Here is a 22,193-nt window from a genome sequence, read left to right as displayed (position 1 = left end):
ATACTATTACAGAAATGAAACAAGCCAAATTTGTTCTATGAAACCTTCTTTTTTTGTAACAATTAAATGATGATTTTTCTTAAAATCGGGCTATAAATTGTGAAAAACGACACAAATTAATTATAATTCTATAACTATATTGCTTATAAATTAATAAAATCCTCTATTTATGCAACACTTCCATAATAACCTTGTAATGTGAGTGAAATACGATTAACTGCTTTGCAATATCTTACTTCGCTTTTCCAATCTTTAAACATGTAATAGAATCTCTTAAAACATAAGAAAAAAGCATTTTTTTTATGTTTCTTTTTATATTACAGATTATTAATGAACTGTTACGAATGGTTTGTAATTGTGTGATTTCCCATTTTCGCAAAAAATCAGTTGCTATAATGAGAACACGAAAACAAAAGCATTGGAGGCTATTCATGAAAAAATTACTTGGTATAGCAACAGTAGCAGTTTTTGGTCTTGGGATTTTCACTTCTTCTGCACAAGCGGAAACAGTTGTTAAAACAGACGTACTAAACGTACGAGAAAACCCAAATATTGAATCAAAAGTTGTAGGCAAAGTATTAGATGGTCATAAATTAGATGTTAAGAATACAGAAAACGGTTGGCTAAAAGTAAACCTAAATGGTAAAGAAGGATTCGTAAGCTCAGAATTTACGAAAAACATCTATTATGTAACAGCAAACGTATTAAATGTACGCGCTGATGCAAACACAAACTCAGAAATTCTGGGGACATTAAAGAAAGATGATGTGATCGAAACAACACATCAAGTTCAAAACGATTGGTTACAATTTGAATATAATGGAAAAACAGCTTATGTAAATGTTCCTTATGTAACAGGTGATGCACCTGTTGTAAAAGCTCAAGAACAAGCACCTGCTCCAGCAAAAGCTCAACCGGCTCAAGCTCAAGAAACGCAGACTGCTACAGAAACAAAAGCTGCGAAAGCTAATGGCCGTGAATTAACAGTTGTGGCAACTGCTTACACAGCTCATCCAAGCGAAAATGGCGGCACACATGGCGGTCGTGTCTTAACTGCAATGGGTCATGACCTAACAGCAAATCCAGGTATGAAAATGGTTGCTGTTGACCCGAAAGTAATTCCACTTGGATCAAAAATTTGGGTAGAAGGATACGGTGAAGCAGTTGCTGGTGATACTGGCGGTGCAATTAAAGGAAATCGTATCGACGTCCTAGTAGGCTCTGACAGTGCTGCAAACAAATGGGGACGTAAAACTGTAAAAGTGAAAATTTTAGACTAATTGCTATTGTTACTAAAAAAAACGAGCCAGCTCTCATCAGTTGAGAGCTGGCTCTTATTTTTCTTATAATAGAAGAAAGGAGGCATTCATATGGATATAAACGCAAACGTTGACTGGATTGGTACACCAGCTCCGTATGTATATAAAGATGCCGTTACATACGATGCGACTGCAATTGATTTTTCATTAGAACATGACGATAATCGGTATAGACTCATCATTTTACAGCACAGCGAGGACGTAGAATACAAAATCATACAATACGGCATCAAGCCTGGCAGCCAAAAGCCATTTCCAATCGACACTGGCCATTACTTCAAAAATAAAACGATTCCTTTAATCGAAATGATTTTGCAAGATTCTTATGTGCAAAGCATATTACACAAAAAGACTACCTCTTCATGAAAGAGATAGTCTTTTTACATTACTTCTCTGCCCAATTAGATGTTAAGGGAATGAAAAGGAGAAAATCAGGAGATAACTGCCCATAAGAGCTTGGTTAATTCAACTACTCCCCCACTGAGGGAAGTTTCACTTTATCCCGCATTAACCGGCAGTAATCCCCACCTCAAGATTCAGGGAAAGACAAAGAAGATAGGCGGGGAATAACTGCCCCTAAAAGCCCGATTGGTTCAACTAACCCTCAGTGGGAGAGAACAAAACCCCCACTGAGGGAAGTTTCACTTTATAATAGAAAAGAAGGAAATCTTTTGCGCGGAGGAACATTATGCTGCAACATTCAATTACGAAAGATGAAATTATGGAAATTGCCAATGAGTTTTTAAAAGGACTCGATCCACAGCAAACAACTGACAAAGAACAAGTATCAAATGCACTTCAGCTTTACCGTAGTGGCCTTGTGTATAACGTTGATTTCGATGGATATACATTGTCAGGGACAGTCGAACATGACGGGGATATTTATAGTGTAAATATTCCAATTCGAAACGTGTCTGAAAGTTACTGTGATTGCTTTTCACCAACACAATGTGAGCATATGCTTGCCGTATTACTATATGCAGCCTCAAGTTTTGGACAAGTAGGAGACATTCTAACTTTATTTAAAAAGAAAACGAAGCCGGTGCTCCCGCCCATTCGCACAGCACGGCAAATGCTGCAAATGACCGATTTTAACGATACAGATTATGAAAGCTGGCTTCCGTACTTTGCATCTGAGTACGATGCATTTGCTAAAGAACACGCACGTCTTTCATACAAACAAATGTATTTTCTGATGAATATTTTTACAGAGTTCTATATGAAAATTGAACGAAAAGCACCGCGCATTGTTACAGTTCATGAATTATTTAAACTAAGTGCAGCACTCTTTTCTTTTCAAAAACTGCTTGAGGAGATTCAAACCTTTGAAGCAGATGAGCTCTATTCTTATCATCAGCCAATCAATATCGTACAGCTTTTTGTTAATAAAATAGAAAACATTGTACAAGATTTGAAAGCTGAACCATTTCAAGATGTACTACAGCCATTTCTGCAGAACATTGCTGAAATGCTACATACGATCTTCTTCTCTGCCCCTTCTTATACACAGGAGCGATTTTTTATTTATCGCCATCTATGGGGAGAGCTTTTCGTAGAACCAGCTTGGATAGAGGAAGAACAGCAGCGGATTGAAACAAAAATGCATCCCTTATCAAAAGCACTTGCATCTGCTCATCTTCTCTTTCTACAGCGAAAAGATAAAGAAGCAATGAATGTACTAAGAGCACAGCCACCCCAAGTTGTTGGCCTTTACTTTGATTGGCTTGAAGATTTATTAAGTTCCATGCAGTGGGAGCGGGCAAAAGGGTGGCTATCCTTCACTTACAAGCGAGTAAAAGAAACGATAACGACCGAGCACGACTCATACTTTGTAAAGGATGTTGTCCGCTTATTTATGATGATGTATGAAACATATGCAACGCATACGAACGAACAAGCTGGCTATGAGATGATTCTTCAAGAATTATTACCATATAGCTTTACCAGCTATGAACAATATGTACTCGCCAAAAAGCAATATCACACATGGACAGAGCTTCATTTACTGTATGGATTTGAAGCCATTGAATTGTTAAAAGAACCATTAAAAGAAGTTGAAAAAGAAGCACCGGAAGCTGCTCTTCCGCTCTATCATTATGCTGCTATGCAAGCTATTGAGGAAAAGAATCGCAAATCTTACCGCAGAGCTGTTCGCTACTTAAAAAAACTAAGAACACTTTACAAAAAGCTCAAACGGATAGACGAATGGGAGTCCTTCATTATGATCATTGCTACCTCTCATTCACGACTACGAGCATTACAAGAAGAACTGCGGAAAGGAAAGTTGATCCATGACAACACAAATTGACATTACCATTCGGCTTGAACGAATGAAACAAAACTGGTTTCTTTGGGCAGAAGATGAAACAGGGAACAGTTTGCCTCTAATCAATTGGAAACAACATGCGTTCACATGGCACTCCTCTTCTTTCTATGGAACACTTCTGCAAGAAGGAACGTATGAACAGCGGAGCGGTATCATTTTAAACGCTACTCAAGCATTTGAATATATCGCAAAAAAACCAGTAAATTCATTTACAAAATTACAAACAAGTGCAGCTATTAGTGAACTCGCGCCATTGGCAGAAAAAATGTGGGAGGCTTATACAACCGGAGATTTCCTTCCAGATATAAAACAATGGCATCAATATCCCTCCTGGAAAATTGCTCATGAAGAAGTAATAGATGAAACGATGCAAACACTGTTTTCAGGGGCAATTAATGAAACACTTCGCCATCATACTCGTTCTGAAAAGGCATGGGAGAGTGCAAAACGCTTATATGAGCATTATGACTTTACGAAAAGACAGCTCGAAACAGCCATTCATGAAAACGATTGGCTGCGTAAAATTGGCTATCTTGAAGATGACCTACCATTTACAGTTGGACTCCGCCTCCAAGAACCGGAGAATGATTTTGAAACGTGGCAGCTCGAAACAATATTAACACCAAAGCGCGGCACTCATCGAATATACGTATATACAGAGGACAGATCTCTGCCCAAAAGATGGTTGAATCACGAAGCCCGTATTACTGAAACGCAAGAAGGTTTCGGCAAACTCGTACCTTGGTTAATGGAAGATGGTATATTTCGAGGTGAATTATACGAAACGGAAGCATGGCGCTTTTTAACAGAAGCCAGCAATGAATTGCTAGCAGCTGGTGTTGATATTTTACTGCCATCATGGTGGCAAAACTTGAAGGCAAATAAACCAAAATTGCGCGTCCAAGTGAAACATAATGCAAAAGCAGGACAGGCATTCTTTGGAATGAATACGCTCGTAGATTTTGACTGGCGTATTTCTACAAACGGCATCGATTTATCAGAGGCCGAATTTCTCGCGCTCATTGAACAAAACAGACGTCTTATTCATATAAACGGACAATGGATGAGACTTGACCCTGCATTTATCGAAGAAGTGAAAAAGCTGATGAAGAAAGCAGACAAATACGGACTTGAAATGAAAGATGTCGTACAGCAGCGATTACTTCGAGGTGCAGAAACAGAAGTAGTCGAAGAAGAAAATCCATTTGCAGATATGGAAATCGAACTCGATGATTATTATGACAAGCTGTTTGAAAGATTGCTGCACATTGGAGAGATCCCATCTATAAAAGTGCCAACTTCCTTACAAGCAACATTAAGACCATACCAACAACAAGGAGTCGAGTGGCTTCTCTATTTACGAGAGCTAGGATTCGGTGCGTTACTAGCAGACGATATGGGACTTGGGAAAAGTATCCAAACCATTACTTACTTACTATATATAAAAGAACACAACCTAAAAACAGGCCCAGCACTTATTGTGGCGCCTACATCTGTTCTCGGTAACTGGCAAAAAGAGTTCGAGCGCTTTGCACCGAGCTTACGAGTGAAACTCCATTACGGCGGCAACCGAACAAAGGGAGAAGATTTGTCTAATTTCGTGCAAGACGCTGATGTAATTCTGACATCCTATGCACTCACGCAGCTTGATGAAGAAGAGCTCAGCTTACAGCGCTGGGATGCGATTATTCTCGACGAAGCGCAAAATATAAAGAATCCGCACACAAAACAATCGCGTGCTGTTCGAAAATTACAAGCAAATCATAAAATCACTTTAACAGGAACACCGATGGAAAACCGTTTATCAGAATTATGGTCTATCTTTGATTTTCTGAATCACGGCTATCTTGGCAGTTTACTGCAGTTCCAGCGCCGCTTTGTGACACCAATTGAAAAAGATCGCGATGAAACAAAGATTCAGCAAGTGCAGCGCTTAATCGCACCGTTCTTACTGCGCCGCACGAAGCAAGATAAGTCAGTTGCCTTGAACTTACCAGATAAACAAGAGCAAAAAGCATACTGCTCGTTAACGGCAGAACAAGCATCACTCTATGAACAACTCGTTCAAGATACGTTAAAGAATGTAGAAGGATTAACAGGTATTGAGCGCCGCGGCTTTATTTTGCTCATGTTAAATAAACTAAAACAAATTTGTAACCATCCTGCTCTCTATTTAAAAGAAGAGCTACCCGCAAACTTAATTAAGCGTTCCATGAAAATAGAAACATTATTAGAACTCGTTGAAAACATACGTGATCAGCATGAAAGCTGCCTCATTTTCACGCAGTATATTCGAATGGGAAATATGCTGCAAACATTGCTAGAAGAACATTTTGGAGAGCGCGTCATCTTCTTAAATGGAAGTGTACCGAAAAAAGAACGCGATAAAATGATTGAACAGTTTCAAAATGGACAACACGGCATTTTTCTGCTCTCTTTAAAAGCGGGCGGAACAGGACTTAACTTAACCGCAGCCAACCATGTTATTCATTACGACCGCTGGTGGAATCCTGCCGTTGAAAACCAAGCGACAGACCGCGCTTATCGCATCGGTCAAAAACGCTTTGTCCATGTGCATAAACTCATTACAACAGGAACACTTGAGGAAAAAATTGATGAAATGCTCGAGCGAAAACAATCGCTCAATAATGCGATTATTACAAGTGAAAACTGGATTACAGAACTATCAACAAACGAGCTGAAAGAACTATTAGGAGTATAAGTAGTCGCGCCGCACGTTGCCTGAGGGTCTTTATATTGTGTCGAAACGCCGATATATAAAAAAGGAGCTATTTTTCAGCTCCTTTTTCTTTTCCAAACAAAACGACTTATTAAGATACCTGTGATGCCACCGCACGTATCTAATACAGAATCTTGCCACATCGGTGTACGGTCACCTGTGAAGGATTGATGAATCTCATCCATACTCGCATACATAGCAACGAGAAGTAGCGACAACCAAAAAACTTGCTTTCGCTTAAACCCGCACCGCAATAACGCGAAATATGACAGTGCACCAAGAATACCGAACACAGTAAAATGAGCACCTTTACGAATAAAAAATTCAATAAAACCATCGACCCCTTTGTTCACAATGCTAATAGGAGTCCCTCCCCCGTAATCAATGGATACCCATGAAAAATGCTCTTTCACAAACTCCGCATTCACATATTTCATAATATCTGGACGCATATCTTGCTCTTGATATGGCTGAGATGATGAATAAAAAATGACTCCCATCCATACTAAAACGGGAATCCAAAATAACCACTTACGATTCATGTTTAAAGCTCCTTACTTTATTTCCTTTAAGCGTATCAAAAAAAAGAAAAAAATTCACGCCAAAAATGTGACCTTATCACCTATATATATGACGAAAAGGGGGTGAAAAACATGGCGATTCAAACAACTGTATCCGATATGAGCTTACGCCTTGTCCTAAACGGTGGTTCAGACAAAAATGGAAAAGCTATCATGAAAAACAAACAATTTAAAAATGTTAAACCAGATGCAGACTTAAGCAAAGTACACGAAGTTGCAGCTGCAATTGCTTCACTACAACAGCACAAGCTTGACGCAGTTCAGCTTGTCAGCACAACTGACGTATCTAACCTATAACAAAAGGAGGGGATAACAAATGGAAGTACTCGAACTCGTTTTCTTAAAAGACGATGGTAAAACAACAACTTTCTCAATCGAAAATCCTGTTACACCTGTAAACGAACAAACAGTAACTAGCGTCATGGACACAATTATATCGACTGGTATTTTTCTAACACTTGGGCAGCATGCTCGCAAAAAAGGCGCACGCATTATCCAGAAGAGCGTTTCTGAGGTAAAAATTAACATATAAGCAAAAAAGAAAGAAGAGTAACCCATGGGCTACTCCTCTTTCTTTTTTGGCATTTCAACTGGTATAAAGATATGTGATATACCAACTGAAACATATTTATAATTTTCTTTCCCTATCTTAAACTCTGTTGTATATGTCGAGAAGAAAATATAGTCATTGCGCTCCGTATAGTGATCAATTAATAAACCAACTTGCGGCTCTACATAGTTCTTCGCTAATTTCTTTCCAATTGTAGCTAACTCACCAAGAATCCCTTCTTTATCTTCTTGCTCAACTTCCGTCAACTTCTTATGAATATCATTCCGTGTCATAAATTGCTTTGCTGCCCAGTCTGTATATTCTCCTTTACTCGGGTTACTATTTGCTAAATATACGAAAAACACGAGAACCAAAGCGAGAAGCACATATTTCCATTTCATATTTCCTCACCGCCTATCCTTTCCATTTTCATATATATGGAATCGCATTGCAAATTAGACAACCTAAATAGTTACAAATTTCTAGCCGGGTATCCCTCCCACAAATATCGGGAATAAACAGTAAATAAATACATTTTTTAACATTAATTTACAAATTCTTTAAGTTATTTTTATGTTTTATTTTTATAATAGAAAATGTAATCTATTACAATACAAGGAGGCTTTTTCATTGACTTACTTAGTTGATTGGTATGAAATTTCAGCGCAAACGATGGCACTTGAGGCGTACGCTCATCCTGTTTATCAAACAAAAATTTTGGAAACGCAAAGAATCATCTTTTCAGTGAAAACACCGTTACAACTCATTCGTGAAAGTTGCATTATGCGAAACTACTCTACTTATGAAGGAAAACGATTAGCCATTCAAGAATGTTGCCACTTTAAACAAAACATCCCAATCCCTATTGACCACCAACACTACATTTGCGCCATTCCTACAAAGTCACCTTCATCTTGGCCATGCTCCTGGATATTTTATGCTCACATAGAGAGACTTGAACGTCATGATTCACGCCACACAAACATACACTTTCGTAACGGTAAAAATCAAATTTTCCCTATTAGTCCCAATCAAATGGAGAAGCAGTGGATAAAAGCTGGTCATATTTTAGCAAAACTCAATCTTCTAGATAAAATGAAACTCCTGCCAGCAGAACGTTTTTTTCCTCCTCTTTAATGTTACTTTCTGTTAAAGCAAAATAAACTCTGCATACATATAGAAAAGGGAGGCAGCATCATACGATATCGCCTCTTTTTTCTATCATTTCTCCACTGCATGCGCCCGTATTTTTTTCAGTGCTTGTCTATATATCCAGCGTGCTTGATGATAGGTCATACCTAACTCATCTGCAATCTCGTGCATTTTCTTTCCGCCGTAGAAATGCTCAAATAAGACAAACCGCTCATTCTCCTCTAGCATACTCATATACTCAAACACCTCCGTCCGCTTCTCTTCACCACTTATACTTTCTAAAATATACTGCTCCGTACAAGTCTCACGGTCTTGAAAACGACGCTCCTTCTTTAACTGTGCTAACAAATAACCGCGCACCGTCACAAGCGCATATGCCGGAAAACTTCCCTTCTTCTCATCATATTTATCATACGCCCGCCAAAGTGCAATGAGCCCGCATTGATAATACTCTTCATAATCCCGGTAAATACACAGTTTCTTTATTTGATTTTTAATCATCTTCTCATACAGCGCTACGGTTTCCGTAAAGGTAACTGGCTTCACATTTGACCCACTTCTAAAAGGTATACCTCTTTGTTATTCCGCGGTATCTTTACCTTATAAGAAAATGATATCCCCTTCACTGCACTGCATTTCATGACAGACTAACAGAATTCCAAATTTACCTATGCAGTATTTAAAATTCTGCTAGTCTTATGTGAAATTCCATAACAAATTTATTTTCGACGCCAATATATTAGCAGAAACTCTCCGTATATATATATCCAAATTAAAAACCCGACATAAAAACCTCTTTCTTTTTAGGGGCGGACGAGAGCAACTGGCCGTACATAGGAGCGGTCAGGGCCCTTTCCTGCCACATGCGATGTTTTAAAGCTAAGGGAGCAAACGAGTACAGGTCGTTTGGCAGTCTGCATAGCAGTAACTTATATGTCGGAAAATTAAAACCGATTTATATAGGCGCTTCGATACCATAGAAAGGTTCCTCGCCAATGTACAACAAAAAAACGGCTCTACATGAGCCGTTTCGATAAACATGATCTTATATTATGCCTTTGGGAATAAGCCACTAACTAAGCCAACAGCTGCACTAAATGCCAATGATATGATAAAGAAAACTACAACAAAAATTGTTGCTTGCTTCTTACTTAAGCCCGCTGTAATGTGCAGTCCTAATCCCGTTACAACGAGAACCCAAATTAAGAAAATGTCAATTGTACTTCCGATTCCAAAAGCCACTGTACCCTTTTCAAATAAAGGTCCCAAGCTTGTATATTTCACAGTACCGTCCTCGCCGAATACAATTGCTAATACACCATTTATTAACAAACCAATACATGTAATTAAACCTGTATACACTGTGATAGATAACAATTTCTGATAAGGTGTATCATTGCCCATAACCATCATAATAACTTTATAAACTGCAGCTGTAAACATGAATCCCGCTGCCACTCCAAGCATACCAGTAAAAAATGAAATCCCAATTGTGATATTTTTAAACATTGCAGCTTGTTCGTTCTCCATCACCGCTTGTAATTGAGGTGAATTGAAGTTTATATAATTGTTAATAATCGATACCATTCCACCAAGCACAGCTAAGATAATAAGCGCACCCCACACCGAGCCATTTGTTTTCATTCTTTCAAACTGCAAACCCGGGGATGTAATCATTCCAAATAAAGATGGTTTTTCTCCCCCTACTTTTTGTACATCTACATTCGATTTCATATACAAATCTCCTCTTTTATTGTACATTCCATTTTTATGAGCCGTTCTTTTTGCACACGAACCGCCCATAAGAATAAAAGGGCTTTCCTATAAACAAAAGGACACTTCTACGAATAAAACGGCCCTATATGAGCCGTTTTGATAAACATGATCTTATATTACATTTTTGGGACTAAGCCACCAAGAAAGCCACCAATTGCGCCAAATGCCAATGATATGATAAAGAAAACTACAACAAGAATTGTCGCTTGTTTCTTGCTTAAACCTGCTGTAATGTGCAGTCCTAATCCCGTTACAAATAATCCCCAAATCGCAAAAACTTCAAATGCCTTTGCAATGCCATGTACAACACCGCCAGTAGAAGCAAATAGCATTCCTAATCCTGTATACATTTCTTGACCATTTCCGCCAAAAATCCATGCTAATACCATATTAATAATGCCACCAAGAACTGTAATAATACTAGAATAAACAATAATCGCTAATAACTTTTTATAAGACGTATCATTGCCCATAAACATCATAAGTACTTTATACAGAGCTGCACTAATAAAGAATGTGAACATAAAAATAATTGCTGCAAATACAAATCCACTACCTAATGTAACTGCCATAGGCACTTCTACGCCAAGCTCTTTATTTTTCGCGACAATTGCAGGGTCCATAGAATATAAATATGTACCAATAGCTCCCATAATACCGCCTAATACAACCATTAAGAAAAACGCGCCCCACACCGGTGCATTACTTCTCATTTTCTGAAACTGCAAGCTAGGTGAGGTAATCATTCCAAATAATGAGGGCTTCTCTCCGCTTACCTTCTGCGTGTTTACGTTCGCTTCCATATGTAAAACCTCCTTTATTTTATACCCGTTCTAACGGGTGGTGAATCCCCACTTTTTCAAACAGGGATTCACCACCCACAAGAACTGGGTGTTATCCCGCTATTCGTGGACAGTAAAGGCTGGATAAGAGCAGGGAAGAAAACTGCCCGTAAAAGCCCGATTGGGTGGGCTTTCTCTCAGCAGGGAATAAAGCCCACCACTGAGAGAAGTTTCACTTTATTCATAGCGCAATGCTTCGATTGGATCTAATTTCGCTGCTTTGTTCGCTGGAATTAGTCCGAAAATAATGCCGAGCGTCATCGAGAATAGGACGCCGCCAAGCACAACTTCCCATGAAACGAGCGGTGGCCATTTCGCAAAGGTAGAAACGATATATGCGCCTCCGTATCCAAGGCCAATTCCAATCAAGCCACCAAGAAGTGTTAACATCACGGCCTCGATTAAGAATTGAAGCAAGATTTTCCCGCGCGTTGCACCGAGCGCTTTACGAACACCAATTTCACGCGTACGTTCCGTAACAGATACGAGCATAATATTCATAACGCCGATGCCGCCAACGACAAGGGAAATACCCGCAATACCACCGATAATCATCGTCATAATACTCGTTACCTTTGAAATGCTTGCTTGCATTTTCTCAAGGTCGAGAACTTCATACTTCCCCGGAACATCATTTGGTTTTCGATCGTTTAAAACGCCAACAGCTTTTTTCCCTGCCGCTTCCATTTGATCAACATTTTTCACTTGCACCGAAATATTTTGAATTTCACTTTTCCCATATAGTGTTGGCCAAAGAGAAATTGGAATTAACATTTCCGATATCCCCATGCCCATAAATTCATTATCAGATTTATACACCCCGATAATTTGCAATGGCTGGCCTTTTAACTCGATAATTTTTCCAACAGGATTTTCTTTCGGATAAAAAGTATCCTTTGCTTTCGTACTAATTATCGCAACGTTATTACCACGCTCAACATCCGATTCATTTAAAGAGCGGCCTTCAACCAATTTGATTTTATTCACCGCAAAATATTCACTATCAAGTCCAATAATATTAGTCATGTCCTTTTTATCATTAATATCGAGTGGTTCCATACCCGCATTTGTCGTAACAACATGATTAATTTCTGGCAATTGTTTCAGTGCAAAAATATCTTCATCTGTTAATGCAGGACGTTCTCCTAGTCCCTGCGTAAATGGATCATCGATATCCGTATGAAACTGAATTGGAATAACATTATTACCCATACCTGCAAATTGGGACTTCAGCATTGCTTCTCCGCCTTGCCCAATCGCAACGACAGTAATAATAGAGCCAACACCGATAATAATCCCAAGCATTGTCAGTGCGGAGCGCAACTTATGAGCTAGAATAGAAGAAAGAGCAATTTTAATACTATCTAGTAAACTCATACCGCACACCTTCTATCTTCTGTAATTTTCCCATCTCTGAGCACAATGCGGCGAGATGAATACGCTGCTACTTCCTCCTCATGCGTAACCATTACAATCGTTGTACCTTCTTTGTTCAGCTGGGTGAAAATATTCATAACTTGTTCACCTGACCTCGTATCAAGTGCACCTGTTGGTTCATCAGCCATAATAAACGTTGGATTATTTGCAATCGCACGTGCAATTGCGACGCGTTGCTTTTGTCCACCTGATAATTCATTTGGCAAGTGATGTACGCGATCCGCGAGTCCTACCTTCCCTAATGCCTCTAATGCCCGCTCGCGGCGCTCTGCTTTCTTTATACCGCCGTAAACAAGCGGAAGCTCTACATTCTCCACCGCTGAAAGACGAGGCAGTAAATTAAAATGCTGGAACACAAAACCGATGTATTCATTTCGAATGAGTGCCAATTTGGACTCATCTGCCGTTAAAATATTTACATCATTCAGCATATATTCCCCTTCTGTTGGCCGATCGAGACAACCAATAATATTCATAAGCGTTGATTTCCCCGATCCAGACGGTCCCATAATCGAAACAAACTCACCGTTATCAATCTTTAAACTAATACCATGTAAAATTGGTACAGCTAAACTCCCTTGATAATACGTTTTATGAATATTGCTTAAGGTAATCATTTTTTCTTCACTTCCATTCCGTCAAACACTTTATCGGAAGGATTTTCAACCACCTTTTGTCCTACTGTTACGCCTTCAGCTACTTCAACCCAATCTCCATCGCTTGAACCTTTCTTCACAATTTGCTTGCGAAGCTTTCCTTTATCCTCTACATACACAAATGATTCACCTTTTTCCTCTACAATGCTTTTATGAGGAACAGCAACCATTTTCCTATTCTCTACGTTTACTTGAATAGATACATGATATCCTGGTGATAATCCATCTTGGGAATCTAGTGATGCTTTATATGTATAATAAGACATATTTTGTCCTGCTTCTCCGCCTGCTGGAGCTTGTATATTTGCCTCCGCACTTGTCGGATATTCACTTACCTCTGTAACTTTCCCAGTCCACTTCTTCTTCGGCGCTGCCTTTGCCGTCACTGTAATCGTTTGATCTTTTTGGATTTGTGATTTTTGTAGTTCAGTTAATGTACCTTGAATTTGGAATGGATCTTTAGAGGCGATTTGTAAAAATGCTTTCCCTTGTCCACCCATTACTGGCGTAGAACCTTGCGAAGCATCTTTATCAAACTTTTGCACAACACCGGAAAAATTACTGTAAACCGTAAGCTCACCTTGCTTTTTCTTTAATTCTTCTATATGAAGATTCACTTTTTCTTTTTCAAGGTCAGCTGTTTTTTGTTGCATTTCCAATTCATTTAATTGGGATTCTAACGGATCGATCATCTCTTTCGTCGCTCCGCTATCCTTCGCTTTTTTAATATCTTGTTTCAATGAATCTATTTTTTTCTTCCCTTGATCATAGCGCATAGAAGTCATTTTTTGTTCTATTTCTGCTTGCTTTACTTGCAAATTAATTTCTTCATTATCATAAGAGAACAACTTGTCCCCTTTGTTCACTTCTTGTCCTTCTTTTACAGCAATATCTTTTACTTTTCCTTTAGTCGCATCCGCATAGAAACTCTCAATATTCCCTGGTTTCACTTGACCGGAAACAAGTTTTGTATTATTGAGCTGACGTTCTGTTACTTCCCTAAACTTCACATCTTCTGTGCTCCCTTTTTTCTTACTCTGCATCATAAAAATATTTGCAGCAGCTACGATAATAATAAGAGCAATAACTCCAATGATAATCCATTTTTTCTTTTTATTCGGAGTACGAACCGTATTTGGTAACATTGTCTCTCTCCTTTTACTTAAATCGTTAATATAATTAAATTATACAAACTTTTCCAAAATATCTCAACAAACATCCGACATTTCTTGCATTTACATTGCATAGTTTATATATTATAAATTGTATCAAACAATGGCATGTTTTAAAATTCAATACTCACTAATATGCATATATGCATATTTTTCTTAAACAAACGTTTGATTAAGAAAAATGATTTATCCACTTTTAGAACCCCAGTTATTCGAAACAAAAAAAGGGCCTTAAACTACGCCCTTTTCTAATTATATGAACAAATCCATTTTGACTTTTCAACATATAAATTGCTACTATGCAAAGCAAAACATGACCTGCACTGTTTTAACCCTTTCATGTGGCAGAAACAGGCCCTGACCGCTTCTACACATGGTCAGATGCTCTTGCCCGCCTAAAATACTGATGTCGTTTTTTCAGTTTATATTTCATTCTCTTATTGCCACATAATCGCTTGTTTCGGTGCAATCACTATCTCATCTGGTATATTTTCATTCACAAATTCAAACGCCTTGAGTTCGCCAGGTGTCATTGGGCGTTGATGCTCATTTCCAAAATCCTCACCGTACATTTGTAAAATCCAACCCGTTTCACTATTACATTCTACTCGAAATCGTTCCTTCGATTCTTCATCAGGAAAAGCAGATCCTGAAACATCTATAAATGTTTCGATACATAACGGTGACCATTCTTCTTTCTCTTCATCCAACAAGTGAACTACAACCCCCATTTCTGTACTGCGCAGTCTAAATTCATACATATTCTCACCTGTTACAACAATTGCCGTACAACGGTAAATTCTTTCCACTTCAGTAGTAAACATTTGCATATCAACATCTCACCTTCTATATTGTTAATTACCTAATTTTAACAATTGAAGGTTAAGATATTGTGAATGAATTGTAATTTTTTCTATATTTCACAGAACAAAAACGACTTACATATGACCGAAAAAAGTAGTATTTCCTTTAAACAAACGTTTAATTAAAAAAGAGAATCTATCCATTGATAGATTCTCCTCTCCTAAATCATTAAGCAATTTGCTTCTTAGACTCTTTTCTCTCATGACCAAATTGAACGATGAATAAGAATACAGTAGATAAAATACCGCCTGCTAATAATAGAATGAAACAGCCGTCCCAACCAGAACGATCAACGATAACACCAATCGCTGCGTTTGCAACTAAGCTTCCTCCTAAATAACCGAACAAGCCGCACATACCAACTGTTGTACCTACTGCGAATTTTGGTACTAACTCCATTGCACTTAAACCAATTAAAAATTGTGGTACGTAAATTAAGCAACCAATAATCGAAACTGCCGCACTTACAACAAGTATATTCGACGCTTGCCAGTATACTAGCGTTCCGATAACAACACCAACCATACTAAACACACATAGTGGCATACGTTTTCCTTTAAATAACTTGTCACTTAACAGACCTACGATTAATGAACTTGGAATTGCCATAAATTCAAAAATGGAATACGCTGCATGCGCCTCTGTTTTTGTAAATCCTTTAACTGTTGTTAAATAAATTGGTACCCAGTTAATAACACCGAAACGAATTAAATATACAAATGCGTTCGCAATGCATAAATACCAAATGAATTTGTTTTTCACTACATATTTCATCAAAATTTCTTTTGGTGACATTTTGTTGGCATTGTCTGCTTTCTCAAGATCTTCATAATCATTACGATATTCATCAATTGGTGGAAGACCGGCAGATTCTGGTGTATCCTTCGCATTTATCCACATAAGAATTGAAATGACCATTGCAATGATCGCCGGGAAGATAAACACGCCGGCTTGCCAATGACTTTCACCGAAAATACCAACACCAATTCCAACAAGCGGTGGTACAAGCATCGCACCAATATTATGTGAAATATTCCAAAGTCCTGTTTTTGTACCGCGCTCTTTCTTCGAGAACCACTTTGTCATTACAGTACTACAAGGCGGTGCCCCCATTCCTTGGAAAATATTATTGAAAACTAATAATGTTAAAATCATTCCAAATGAAGATGCAAAACCGAAACAAATATTTATAATTGCTGATATGAATAAACCAACCGCAATAAAACGCTGCGCATACGCTTTATCTGATAAATTTCCCATAAAGAACTTACTTAATCCATACACAATCGCCGTAACGGAACCTAATAAACCATATTCCGTTGTAGTAAAACCATATTCTTTTATTAAATACGTACTAGATAACGTAAAGTTACTGCGAACTAAATAATACGCTGCATACCCAACCGAAATTCCCAGTAACACACGAAGACGTAGTAGTTTGTATACTTTGTCAATCATATTCGCTGGCAAACGATCGATTGCTGGTGCAGGCTTAAGCCAATTCAACATATCATCTCTTCTCCTTTTTTCACTTTTGAGAGAGACGTTGTCTATTCCATAACTCGATCATTCCACTATCTGATACTGACTGATTCATGTTTCCAACTGGCTGACCTTGCACTTCTTGCTGCCGTTCTGTAAGCATCGTTGGTACGCCAAACGAAACCTTTTCTAAAATATGCCCCGCTTCTTCTGATAAACAATAATCAATAAATAAATCCGCTATAATACCACTCGGTGCATGTTCTATTTTAGAAATCGCATTAACAGATAACCCTGTTTGCTTCGGTACCTTACTTACAATTGGAAAGCCTTGCTTTTGCAACATACGCTGGTCTCCTAAGAAATTAATGCCGATGATCGCTTCGCCGCTCGCAACATATTCCGCAGGCATATAGCCGTTAACCGTTACCTTTGCAACTTGTTTGGCAAGTCCGAGCGCAAAATTATTTGCTTCTTTTTCTCCAAACGTATCCAGTAGTGATTGAAACAACGTATACGCTGTTCCTGATACATTCGGATCAGGCATGACGATCTTCCCAGTATAAGCAGGATGTAATAAATCTTTCCACTCTGACGGATAAGAAAGTCCAAGCGGTTCCATTTCCTGTTTCCATCGCTCCTTATTAATAGCGATCGCAAGCTGCTCTACTTCATAGCCATACCAATAGCCATCCTGATCCTTTACGGCTTTTGAAATGTTATTGGCATGCTGACTTGTGACAGGAACCGAAATGTTCTTTCGCTTCATCGTTTGATGAGCATCGACTGTGCCCCCAATAATGACATCTGCTTTTGGATTATCGGCTTCCGCTTCTACTCTTCTTAACATCTCCTCTGTAGAAAGACGAATAAATTCATACGTACACCCGCGCTCCCTGCAAAAAGACGATAACAAGGCCTCACCAATCTCTTCACGGGCTGCTACATAAGCAACGAGATGACGGTCTTTTAAGATTGGAAGACCGCTCTTATCATATTTAATAGTGGTAGTGTCTCGAGAGCAACTAGACATCGCTCCTCCAATTACTAGCAAAAAGAAGAAAAAGGCTATCTTTTTCATGAATGATTCTCCTTTACAAATAACGATGCTAGGGAGCCTTTCATATACATCACATTTCCATTATTATCGCCGAGATATTGAACAACAAAATAATCTCCATATACAGAGATTGTAAGAATATCCTCACGGTTATTCTTGATTTGTTTTCCATTTTGATAGGCGGTTATATAAGCGATTGGTTTTTTCTGTGCATACAGCAAATTTTGAATTTCTGCATAATCCGTAATTTGTTTCGCTTGCCGGATTCGCGTAAGTATCGAATCCAACTCAGCAGCACGCACATCATCACCTTGCCGCACAACCACTTCCTTTGCATTCGCAAAGAAATCACTAATTCTCTCAGGCGTATAATATAAACTTAACAAATACGTTTGCAACGCGGAGATCATTGGATCTGTACCAATCTTTCCGTACACATCTGCCTCATACTGAAACAAATTACCTACTGCAAACGTACGCTTATGTCCGTTCAAGTACGTTATTTCTCCAGTAAATACTTTCTCTAAGGCATCTGCATGATTCTTTTCCATGCGAATTCGATCAAAAAATGAGATAATTGCATGCAGACGAACTTCGTCTGTGACAACGAGCTCTCCCCACTTTTCATGCTTTACTCTTACTTCAGTAGGAACAGATTCATTTGCTCCTTTTAAAACTGCTTGCTTGTCATCTACGATTGTGACGCGGCCATATAACCGCTCTTCTATAAAATAAAACAAAAGAACAAAAAGCATCATACAACAGACAAACAAGAAAACTTGAAATGATAGCCTTTTCATTTCTGCCTACCTCCAAGATAAAAAAACGTTGTTTCGAAAATACTGCATAAATGTTTCATAAATGTATCATTTAATCGCTTTCAAATTTTTTATATCTTCCATATACCTTGGCAACAGAAATGTCATATATATCATTGTTCCCATATTCTCACTGCTTTCGATACGCATACTCCCTCCTTGCTTATTCATAATCTCCTTACAAATCAACAAACCGTATCCATTCCCATAACTAGAAGGTAACACCTTCTCCTTAGAAGAACGATTCCATTCTGCAAGTACCTCTTCATCCATTCCAATTCCATCATCATAAATTAACACCTTTACTTCATGTCCATTCACAACGGCGCTAACTCTCATCTGCGAGGCATCACTATATTTAATCGTATTATCAAATACATTTAAGAAAATCTGCTTCGTCTTATCAAAATCCGCCACAACATATGTAGAATATAATTCATTCACAACCTTGATCTCATATTGCTGCAAGCGTGGCTTTACAATCGAAACAGCTTCATCCACAATTTGCTTTATATCCACGATCGTCGGAGAAACTTCAAACGTACTCGTTCCATACTTCGAAGATTGCAAGAGCTCCTCCACTAAAGAGAGTAAACGCTGACTCTCTATCGAAACATAATGAAGGCTTTCCTTTATCTCTTGTTCTTGCTGTAACTTCGGAATTAAATCTACATAACCAATAATGGCAGTAAGCGGTGTTTTTAACTCATGCGTAATACGGTCCAAGAAATCTTTTTGCTTCTCCTTCTCTTCCCGTAATTGCGACATATGTAGCTCAATTGCATCAGCCATCGCATTAAAAGAAGCTGATAACTGAGCAATCTCCACATACTCTGTTAGCTCAATTTTATTTTTATAATCACCATTTGCGAGACGTTTTGCCATTTGCCTCAATTGATCAATCGGCTTATGCAGCGACTTCGCCAAACGAATCGCAAAGAAAATTCCGCCTGCCACTAAACAAATAGATGTCACTACAAATGTCCAACTTACATTCATTAATACTTCCTTCTCATCACGCAGTTCATCCACAAACCGGATTGCCCCAATAACTTCATTCCCATAATAAACTGGACTTGAAAACAATAACAACGGAGCTGGATCACTATTTTCAACAACATAAGCCTTCTTTCCCTGCAGTGAATGCTCAATATCAACATTCCGATAAAGCAGTGCCCCTTTTTGCGTATCTGCCACAACTTCTCCGTTCTTCCCAATCATCTGGACACGGACATCCATCCGCTTTGCTAAATAAGAAGCAATTAACAATGAATTTGGCCCTAGTGTCTCCACTTCCGCCTCCTTCTCTAAATAATTCATTGTGTATATTTGTGCTTCTACACTTAATTTCTCTAACGAACCTGCAGCATTACGATACATATTCTTTTCAAGTACAATATAAATTACCATGTAAAGAAGGAACAAAATGGGGATCAATAATCCCACTATACCAAATACCATATTTCGTTTTAATGACATCAAATCACCTTTAACAATCTAACTTATAGCCAACGCCATAAATCGTTTTAATACTCTCTCCGCTACTTCCAAGCTTCTTCCGTAGACGCTGCACCATAATATCAACCGCTCTCGTATTTCCAATATATTCAAAACCCCATACTTTCTCTAACAACTCATCTCTCATAAAGACACGCTGAGGATTTGTCGCAAACAGCTGACATAAATTAAACTCGCGGTACGTCAAATGAATTTCTACTCCATTCACATTCAGCTTTCGTTCCTTTGGACAAATGACAAACTCACCGGCCCGAATCACTTCATGATGAATCGTTTCCTTCTTCTGCACACGCCGCGTCATATTTTTCACACGCAACAGCAGCTCTGCATAATGAAAAGGCTTCGTCACATAATCATCAGCACCGAGCTGCAAACCAAGCAACTTATCATTCATCTGACTCTTCGCCGTTAACATTAACACGGGAATATCACAATCCCTCTCACGAAACAGCCGAAGAAGTTCATAACCATCTATATCAGGAAGCATCACATCTAAAATCAACACATCAGGCTTCTCTTCCCACTTTTGCAGCGCCTCATTTCCATTTGCAGCTGTAAGTACTTCATAGCCTTCCATCTCTAACTGCATCCGAATTAAATTACAAATGCTAGCTTCATCATCAACTACAAGTATTTTCATGAAGTTCCTCCTTTCAGAGCTATATATAAACTGAATAAACAACATAAAACCCCCTTTCTTTTAAGGGGGACGAGAGCATCTGGCCGCGCATAGAAGCGGTCAGGGCCTTTTCCTGCCACATGCATAGTTTAAACAAAGGGAGAAAGCGAGTGCAGGCTCCTTTCTTTCTCCCTAGCTGCAATCTATATCCCGAAAAATTAAAATGAAATGGATTCATATATATACAAGTTGAAAAACCCTTTTCTTTCCACATGCAGGGTTTAAAGTATTTCAGATACCAGCAACTTATTTGTGATTTATATAGTATAACAAACAGCAGAAATAAAAATAGAGGGAATTATCGACTATATATTGACGACAATTCCCTCTATTACATTCAATAATCATTCTGCTAAACTATCATTATTTTGCAACAAAATAATTCGTCACATACTCCGCCCAAAGCTCATAACCCTTTGCACTTGGGAAGCCAAACTCATCTTGTAAATATGGCAAGATATTCTTCGTCGTTGGATCCGGCCATACTTCCCAATGATTAATATATGTATAACCGTTTTGCTCTGCAAACTGCTTCAATGCAGTAATAGCTTTCGGATAATTCTTTGCATTATACACTGGATTTGGCGGTTGGATCATAATCGTAGCATCCTTCACGCTACTTTGAAGTGCTTGTACAAACTTTTGCGTATTCGCTACAGAATTGCTGTTACCCATTTTACTATTATCTGTCACAAACGGCGGTTCAAATAAAATCACGTCCGGCTTTGCTTCTGCAATTTCTTTATCACGCTTCTTCGCAATTAAATCGTCTGTACTCTCATCCTTAAACTCTTTTACAGTAACGTTCCAAAGCGATTCACCATACGCTTGCTTTAAATTAGCAGTCACCTTCGCTGGCCAAGCACCAGCCCCCGAAGCTTGATCCCCAACAATCACAAGGTTCACAGCTTTCTTATCAGCTGCTGCTTTCTTTAACTTTTCCTTTACCGCATTAGGTAAATTCTTTGCATATGCTTCATTAAAAGAGCCTTTTGTTTCCGTTTTTTTCTTATCTGTCTGTGCACTTTGCTTTTGTGTACTTACTGCCGTTTGCTGCGTTGCATTGGCAACTTTCTTATTCCAATACAACTTACCACTCACAACAGAAGCAACAAACAACACAAAAACAAAAAGCACAAGGAATGCTTTTTTATTCATTCATTCACCCCATCTGTTCATCTAATACAACATATATATTAGTATAAAAGCATACAAAAATAA

General features: G+C 38.5%; 21 protein-coding genes and 2 pseudogenes. 7 read left to right on the top strand and 16 right to left on the bottom strand.

Features of this window, described 5'->3' with window-relative positions; translation table 11 throughout:
• Nucleotides 1-431: 431 nt before the first annotated feature.
• The 4 genes from WAZ07_RS07520 to WAZ07_RS07505 all read left to right on the top strand — a co-directional run bounded on the left by WAZ07_RS07520 (nucleotide 432) and on the right by WAZ07_RS07505 (nucleotide 6,367).
• Nucleotides 432-1,280 (top strand): 3D domain-containing protein, encoded by an 849-nt coding sequence (locus WAZ07_RS07520; RefSeq protein WP_090918061.1) that lies wholly within the window; start codon nucleotides 432-434, stop codon nucleotides 1,278-1,280.
• Between the two features lie 90 nt (nucleotides 1,281-1,370).
• Nucleotides 1,371-1,685 (top strand): DUF3910 family protein, encoded by a 315-nt coding sequence (locus WAZ07_RS07515; RefSeq protein ID WP_336471952.1) that lies wholly within the window; start codon nucleotides 1,371-1,373, stop codon nucleotides 1,683-1,685.
• Between the two features lie 322 nt (nucleotides 1,686-2,007).
• Nucleotides 2,008-3,627 carry an SWIM zinc finger family protein gene (locus WAZ07_RS07510; protein ID WP_336471951.1) on the top strand — a complete coding sequence of 540 codons (1,620 nt, stop codon included), beginning with the start codon at nucleotides 2,008-2,010 and terminating at the stop codon, nucleotides 3,625-3,627.
• On the top strand, nucleotides 3,611-6,367 hold the full coding sequence (locus WAZ07_RS07505; protein WP_336471950.1) for a DEAD/DEAH box helicase: 2,757 nt from the start codon (nucleotides 3,611-3,613) through the stop codon (nucleotides 6,365-6,367). Before WAZ07_RS07510 ends, WAZ07_RS07505 begins: the two co-directional genes overlap by 17 nt.
• 74 nt (nucleotides 6,368-6,441) lie before the next feature.
• On the opposite strand, the gene WAZ07_RS07500 is transcribed toward WAZ07_RS07505, so the two are convergent.
• A complete protein-coding gene (locus tag WAZ07_RS07500) occupies nucleotides 6,442-6,927 on the bottom strand; it encodes a VanZ family protein (protein ID WP_336471949.1) in 486 nt (161 codons plus the stop codon).
• A 111-nt stretch (nucleotides 6,928-7,038) separates the two neighbouring features.
• Between WAZ07_RS07500 and WAZ07_RS07495 the strand changes: the two genes are divergently transcribed.
• Nucleotides 7,039-7,263 (top strand): DUF1659 domain-containing protein, encoded by a 225-nt coding sequence (locus tag WAZ07_RS07495; RefSeq protein WP_336471948.1) that lies wholly within the window; start codon nucleotides 7,039-7,041, stop codon nucleotides 7,261-7,263.
• Between the two features lie 19 nt (nucleotides 7,264-7,282).
• Nucleotides 7,283-7,498 carry a DUF2922 domain-containing protein gene (locus WAZ07_RS07490; protein ID WP_336471947.1) on the top strand — a complete coding sequence of 72 codons (216 nt, stop codon included), beginning with the start codon at nucleotides 7,283-7,285 and terminating at the stop codon, nucleotides 7,496-7,498.
• Nucleotides 7,499-7,527: 29 nt separating this feature from the next.
• Here the strand turns inward: WAZ07_RS07490 and WAZ07_RS07485 are convergent, their stop codons facing one another.
• A complete protein-coding gene (locus WAZ07_RS07485) occupies nucleotides 7,528-7,917 on the bottom strand; it encodes a DUF4359 domain-containing protein (RefSeq protein WP_336471946.1) in 390 nt (129 codons plus the stop codon).
• 229 nt (nucleotides 7,918-8,146) lie between these two features.
• Between WAZ07_RS07485 and WAZ07_RS07480 the strand changes: the two genes are divergently transcribed.
• Complete coding sequence (locus WAZ07_RS07480) at nucleotides 8,147-8,653, top strand: competence protein ComK (RefSeq protein WP_336471945.1); 507 nt, start codon at nucleotides 8,147-8,149, stop codon at nucleotides 8,651-8,653.
• Nucleotides 8,654-8,737: 84 nt separating this feature from the next.
• Here WAZ07_RS07480 and WAZ07_RS07475 read toward each other — a convergent pair whose 3' ends face one another.
• The 14 genes and pseudogenes from WAZ07_RS07475 to WAZ07_RS26195 all read right to left on the bottom strand — a co-directional run.
• Complete coding sequence (locus WAZ07_RS07475) at nucleotides 8,738-9,214, bottom strand: sigma-70 family RNA polymerase sigma factor (protein ID WP_336471944.1); 477 nt, start codon at nucleotides 9,212-9,214, stop codon at nucleotides 8,738-8,740.
• Nucleotides 9,215-9,718: 504 nt separating this feature from the next.
• On the bottom strand, nucleotides 9,719-10,402 hold the full coding sequence (yknW, locus tag WAZ07_RS07470) for a YknW family membrane protein (RefSeq protein WP_336471943.1): 684 nt from the start codon (nucleotides 10,400-10,402) through the stop codon (nucleotides 9,719-9,721).
• Nucleotides 10,403-10,560: 158 nt separating this feature from the next.
• Nucleotides 10,561-11,247, bottom strand: coding sequence for a YknW family membrane protein (gene yknW, locus WAZ07_RS07465; RefSeq protein WP_336471942.1), 687 nt, complete (start codon nucleotides 11,245-11,247; stop codon nucleotides 10,561-10,563).
• 216 nt (nucleotides 11,248-11,463) lie between these two features.
• On the bottom strand, nucleotides 11,464-12,663 hold the full coding sequence (locus tag WAZ07_RS07460; RefSeq protein ID WP_336471941.1) for an ABC transporter permease: 1,200 nt from the start codon (nucleotides 12,661-12,663) through the stop codon (nucleotides 11,464-11,466).
• On the bottom strand, nucleotides 12,660-13,340 hold the full coding sequence (locus WAZ07_RS07455; RefSeq protein ID WP_336471940.1) for an ABC transporter ATP-binding protein: 681 nt from the start codon (nucleotides 13,338-13,340) through the stop codon (nucleotides 12,660-12,662). The genes WAZ07_RS07460 and WAZ07_RS07455 overlap by 4 nt, the downstream gene beginning before the upstream one ends.
• A complete protein-coding gene (locus tag WAZ07_RS07450; protein ID WP_336471939.1) occupies nucleotides 13,337-14,524 on the bottom strand; it encodes an efflux RND transporter periplasmic adaptor subunit in 1,188 nt (395 codons plus the stop codon). The genes WAZ07_RS07455 and WAZ07_RS07450 overlap by 4 nt, the downstream gene beginning before the upstream one ends.
• A gap of 464 nt (nucleotides 14,525-14,988) precedes the next feature.
• Entirely contained in the window at nucleotides 14,989-15,381 is a 393-nt protein-coding gene (locus WAZ07_RS07445) for a hypothetical protein (protein WP_336471938.1), read from the bottom strand.
• 202 nt (nucleotides 15,382-15,583) lie between these two features.
• Nucleotides 15,584-16,924, bottom strand: coding sequence for an MFS transporter (pgtP, locus tag WAZ07_RS07440; RefSeq protein ID WP_336471937.1), 1,341 nt, complete (start codon nucleotides 16,922-16,924; stop codon nucleotides 15,584-15,586).
• Nucleotides 16,925-16,943: 19 nt separating this feature from the next.
• Entirely contained in the window at nucleotides 16,944-17,978 is a 1,035-nt protein-coding gene (locus WAZ07_RS07435) for an ABC transporter substrate-binding protein (protein ID WP_336471936.1), read from the bottom strand.
• A complete protein-coding gene (locus WAZ07_RS07430; protein ID WP_336471935.1) occupies nucleotides 17,975-18,757 on the bottom strand; it encodes a DUF3919 family protein in 783 nt (260 codons plus the stop codon). Before WAZ07_RS07430 ends, WAZ07_RS07435 begins: the two co-directional genes overlap by 4 nt.
• A gap of 66 nt (nucleotides 18,758-18,823) precedes the next feature.
• Nucleotides 18,824-20,254 (bottom strand): sensor histidine kinase, encoded by a 1,431-nt coding sequence (locus tag WAZ07_RS07425; protein ID WP_336471934.1) that lies wholly within the window; start codon nucleotides 20,252-20,254, stop codon nucleotides 18,824-18,826.
• A gap of 10 nt (nucleotides 20,255-20,264) precedes the next feature.
• The gene (locus WAZ07_RS07420; protein WP_336471933.1) at nucleotides 20,265-20,933 is read right to left on the bottom strand and encodes a response regulator transcription factor; all 669 of its coding nucleotides are present in this window, start codon (nucleotides 20,931-20,933) and stop codon (nucleotides 20,265-20,267) included.
• 402 nt (nucleotides 20,934-21,335) lie between these two features.
• Nucleotides 21,336-21,980: pseudogene (locus WAZ07_RS07415) on the bottom strand (SGNH/GDSL hydrolase family protein); the annotation flags it as partial.
• Between the two features lie 38 nt (nucleotides 21,981-22,018).
• A pseudogene (locus WAZ07_RS26195) lies at nucleotides 22,019-22,130 on the bottom strand (SGNH/GDSL hydrolase family protein); the annotation flags it as partial.
• Between the last annotated feature and the right edge of the window lie 63 nt (nucleotides 22,131-22,193).

This window comes from Bacillus bruguierae (genome assembly GCF_037104725.1).
GTDB lineage: Bacteria > Bacillota > Bacilli > Bacillales > Bacillaceae_G > Bacillus_A > Bacillus_A bruguierae.
This window is presented reverse-complemented; position numbering and strand designations above follow the sequence as displayed.

Excerpts from the sequence above, each read along its gene's own strand:
- WAZ07_RS07430 (WP_336471935.1), bottom strand. The coding sequence starts at position 18,757 with ATGAAAAGGCTATCATTTCAAGTTTTCTTGTTTGTCTGTTGTATGATG.
- WAZ07_RS07520 (WP_090918061.1), top strand. The coding sequence starts at position 432 with ATGAAAAAATTACTTGGTATAGCAACAGTAGCAGTTTTTGGTCTTGGG.
- yknW (WP_336471942.1), bottom strand. The coding sequence starts at position 11,247 with ATGGAAGCGAACGTAAACACGCAGAAGGTAAGCGGAGAGAAGCCCTCA.
- WAZ07_RS07450 (WP_336471939.1), bottom strand. The coding sequence starts at position 14,524 with ATGTTACCAAATACGGTTCGTACTCCGAATAAAAAGAAAAAATGGATT.
- WAZ07_RS07495 (WP_336471948.1), top strand. The coding sequence starts at position 7,039 with ATGGCGATTCAAACAACTGTATCCGATATGAGCTTACGCCTTGTCCTA.
- pgtP (WP_336471937.1), bottom strand. The coding sequence starts at position 16,924 with ATGTTGAATTGGCTTAAGCCTGCACCAGCAATCGATCGTTTGCCAGCG.
- WAZ07_RS07455 (WP_336471940.1), bottom strand. The coding sequence starts at position 13,340 with ATGATTACCTTAAGCAATATTCATAAAACGTATTATCAAGGGAGTTTA.
- WAZ07_RS07420 (WP_336471933.1), bottom strand. The coding sequence starts at position 20,933 with ATGAAAATACTTGTAGTTGATGATGAAGCTAGCATTTGTAATTTAATT.
- WAZ07_RS07460 (WP_336471941.1), bottom strand. The coding sequence starts at position 12,663 with ATGAGTTTACTAGATAGTATTAAAATTGCTCTTTCTTCTATTCTAGCT.
- WAZ07_RS07510 (WP_336471951.1), top strand. The coding sequence starts at position 2,008 with ATGCTGCAACATTCAATTACGAAAGATGAAATTATGGAAATTGCCAAT.
- WAZ07_RS07500 (WP_336471949.1), bottom strand. The coding sequence starts at position 6,927 with ATGAATCGTAAGTGGTTATTTTGGATTCCCGTTTTAGTATGGATGGGA.
- WAZ07_RS07490 (WP_336471947.1), top strand. The coding sequence starts at position 7,283 with ATGGAAGTACTCGAACTCGTTTTCTTAAAAGACGATGGTAAAACAACA.
- WAZ07_RS07485 (WP_336471946.1), bottom strand. The coding sequence starts at position 7,917 with ATGAAATGGAAATATGTGCTTCTCGCTTTGGTTCTCGTGTTTTTCGTA.
- WAZ07_RS07515 (WP_336471952.1), top strand. The coding sequence starts at position 1,371 with ATGGATATAAACGCAAACGTTGACTGGATTGGTACACCAGCTCCGTAT.
- WAZ07_RS07505 (WP_336471950.1), top strand. The coding sequence starts at position 3,611 with ATGACAACACAAATTGACATTACCATTCGGCTTGAACGAATGAAACAA.
- yknW (WP_336471943.1), bottom strand. The coding sequence starts at position 10,402 with ATGAAATCGAATGTAGATGTACAAAAAGTAGGGGGAGAAAAACCATCT.
- WAZ07_RS07435 (WP_336471936.1), bottom strand. The coding sequence starts at position 17,978 with ATGAAAAAGATAGCCTTTTTCTTCTTTTTGCTAGTAATTGGAGGAGCG.
- WAZ07_RS07425 (WP_336471934.1), bottom strand. The coding sequence starts at position 20,254 with ATGTCATTAAAACGAAATATGGTATTTGGTATAGTGGGATTATTGATC.
- WAZ07_RS07445 (WP_336471938.1), bottom strand. The coding sequence starts at position 15,381 with ATGCAAATGTTTACTACTGAAGTGGAAAGAATTTACCGTTGTACGGCA.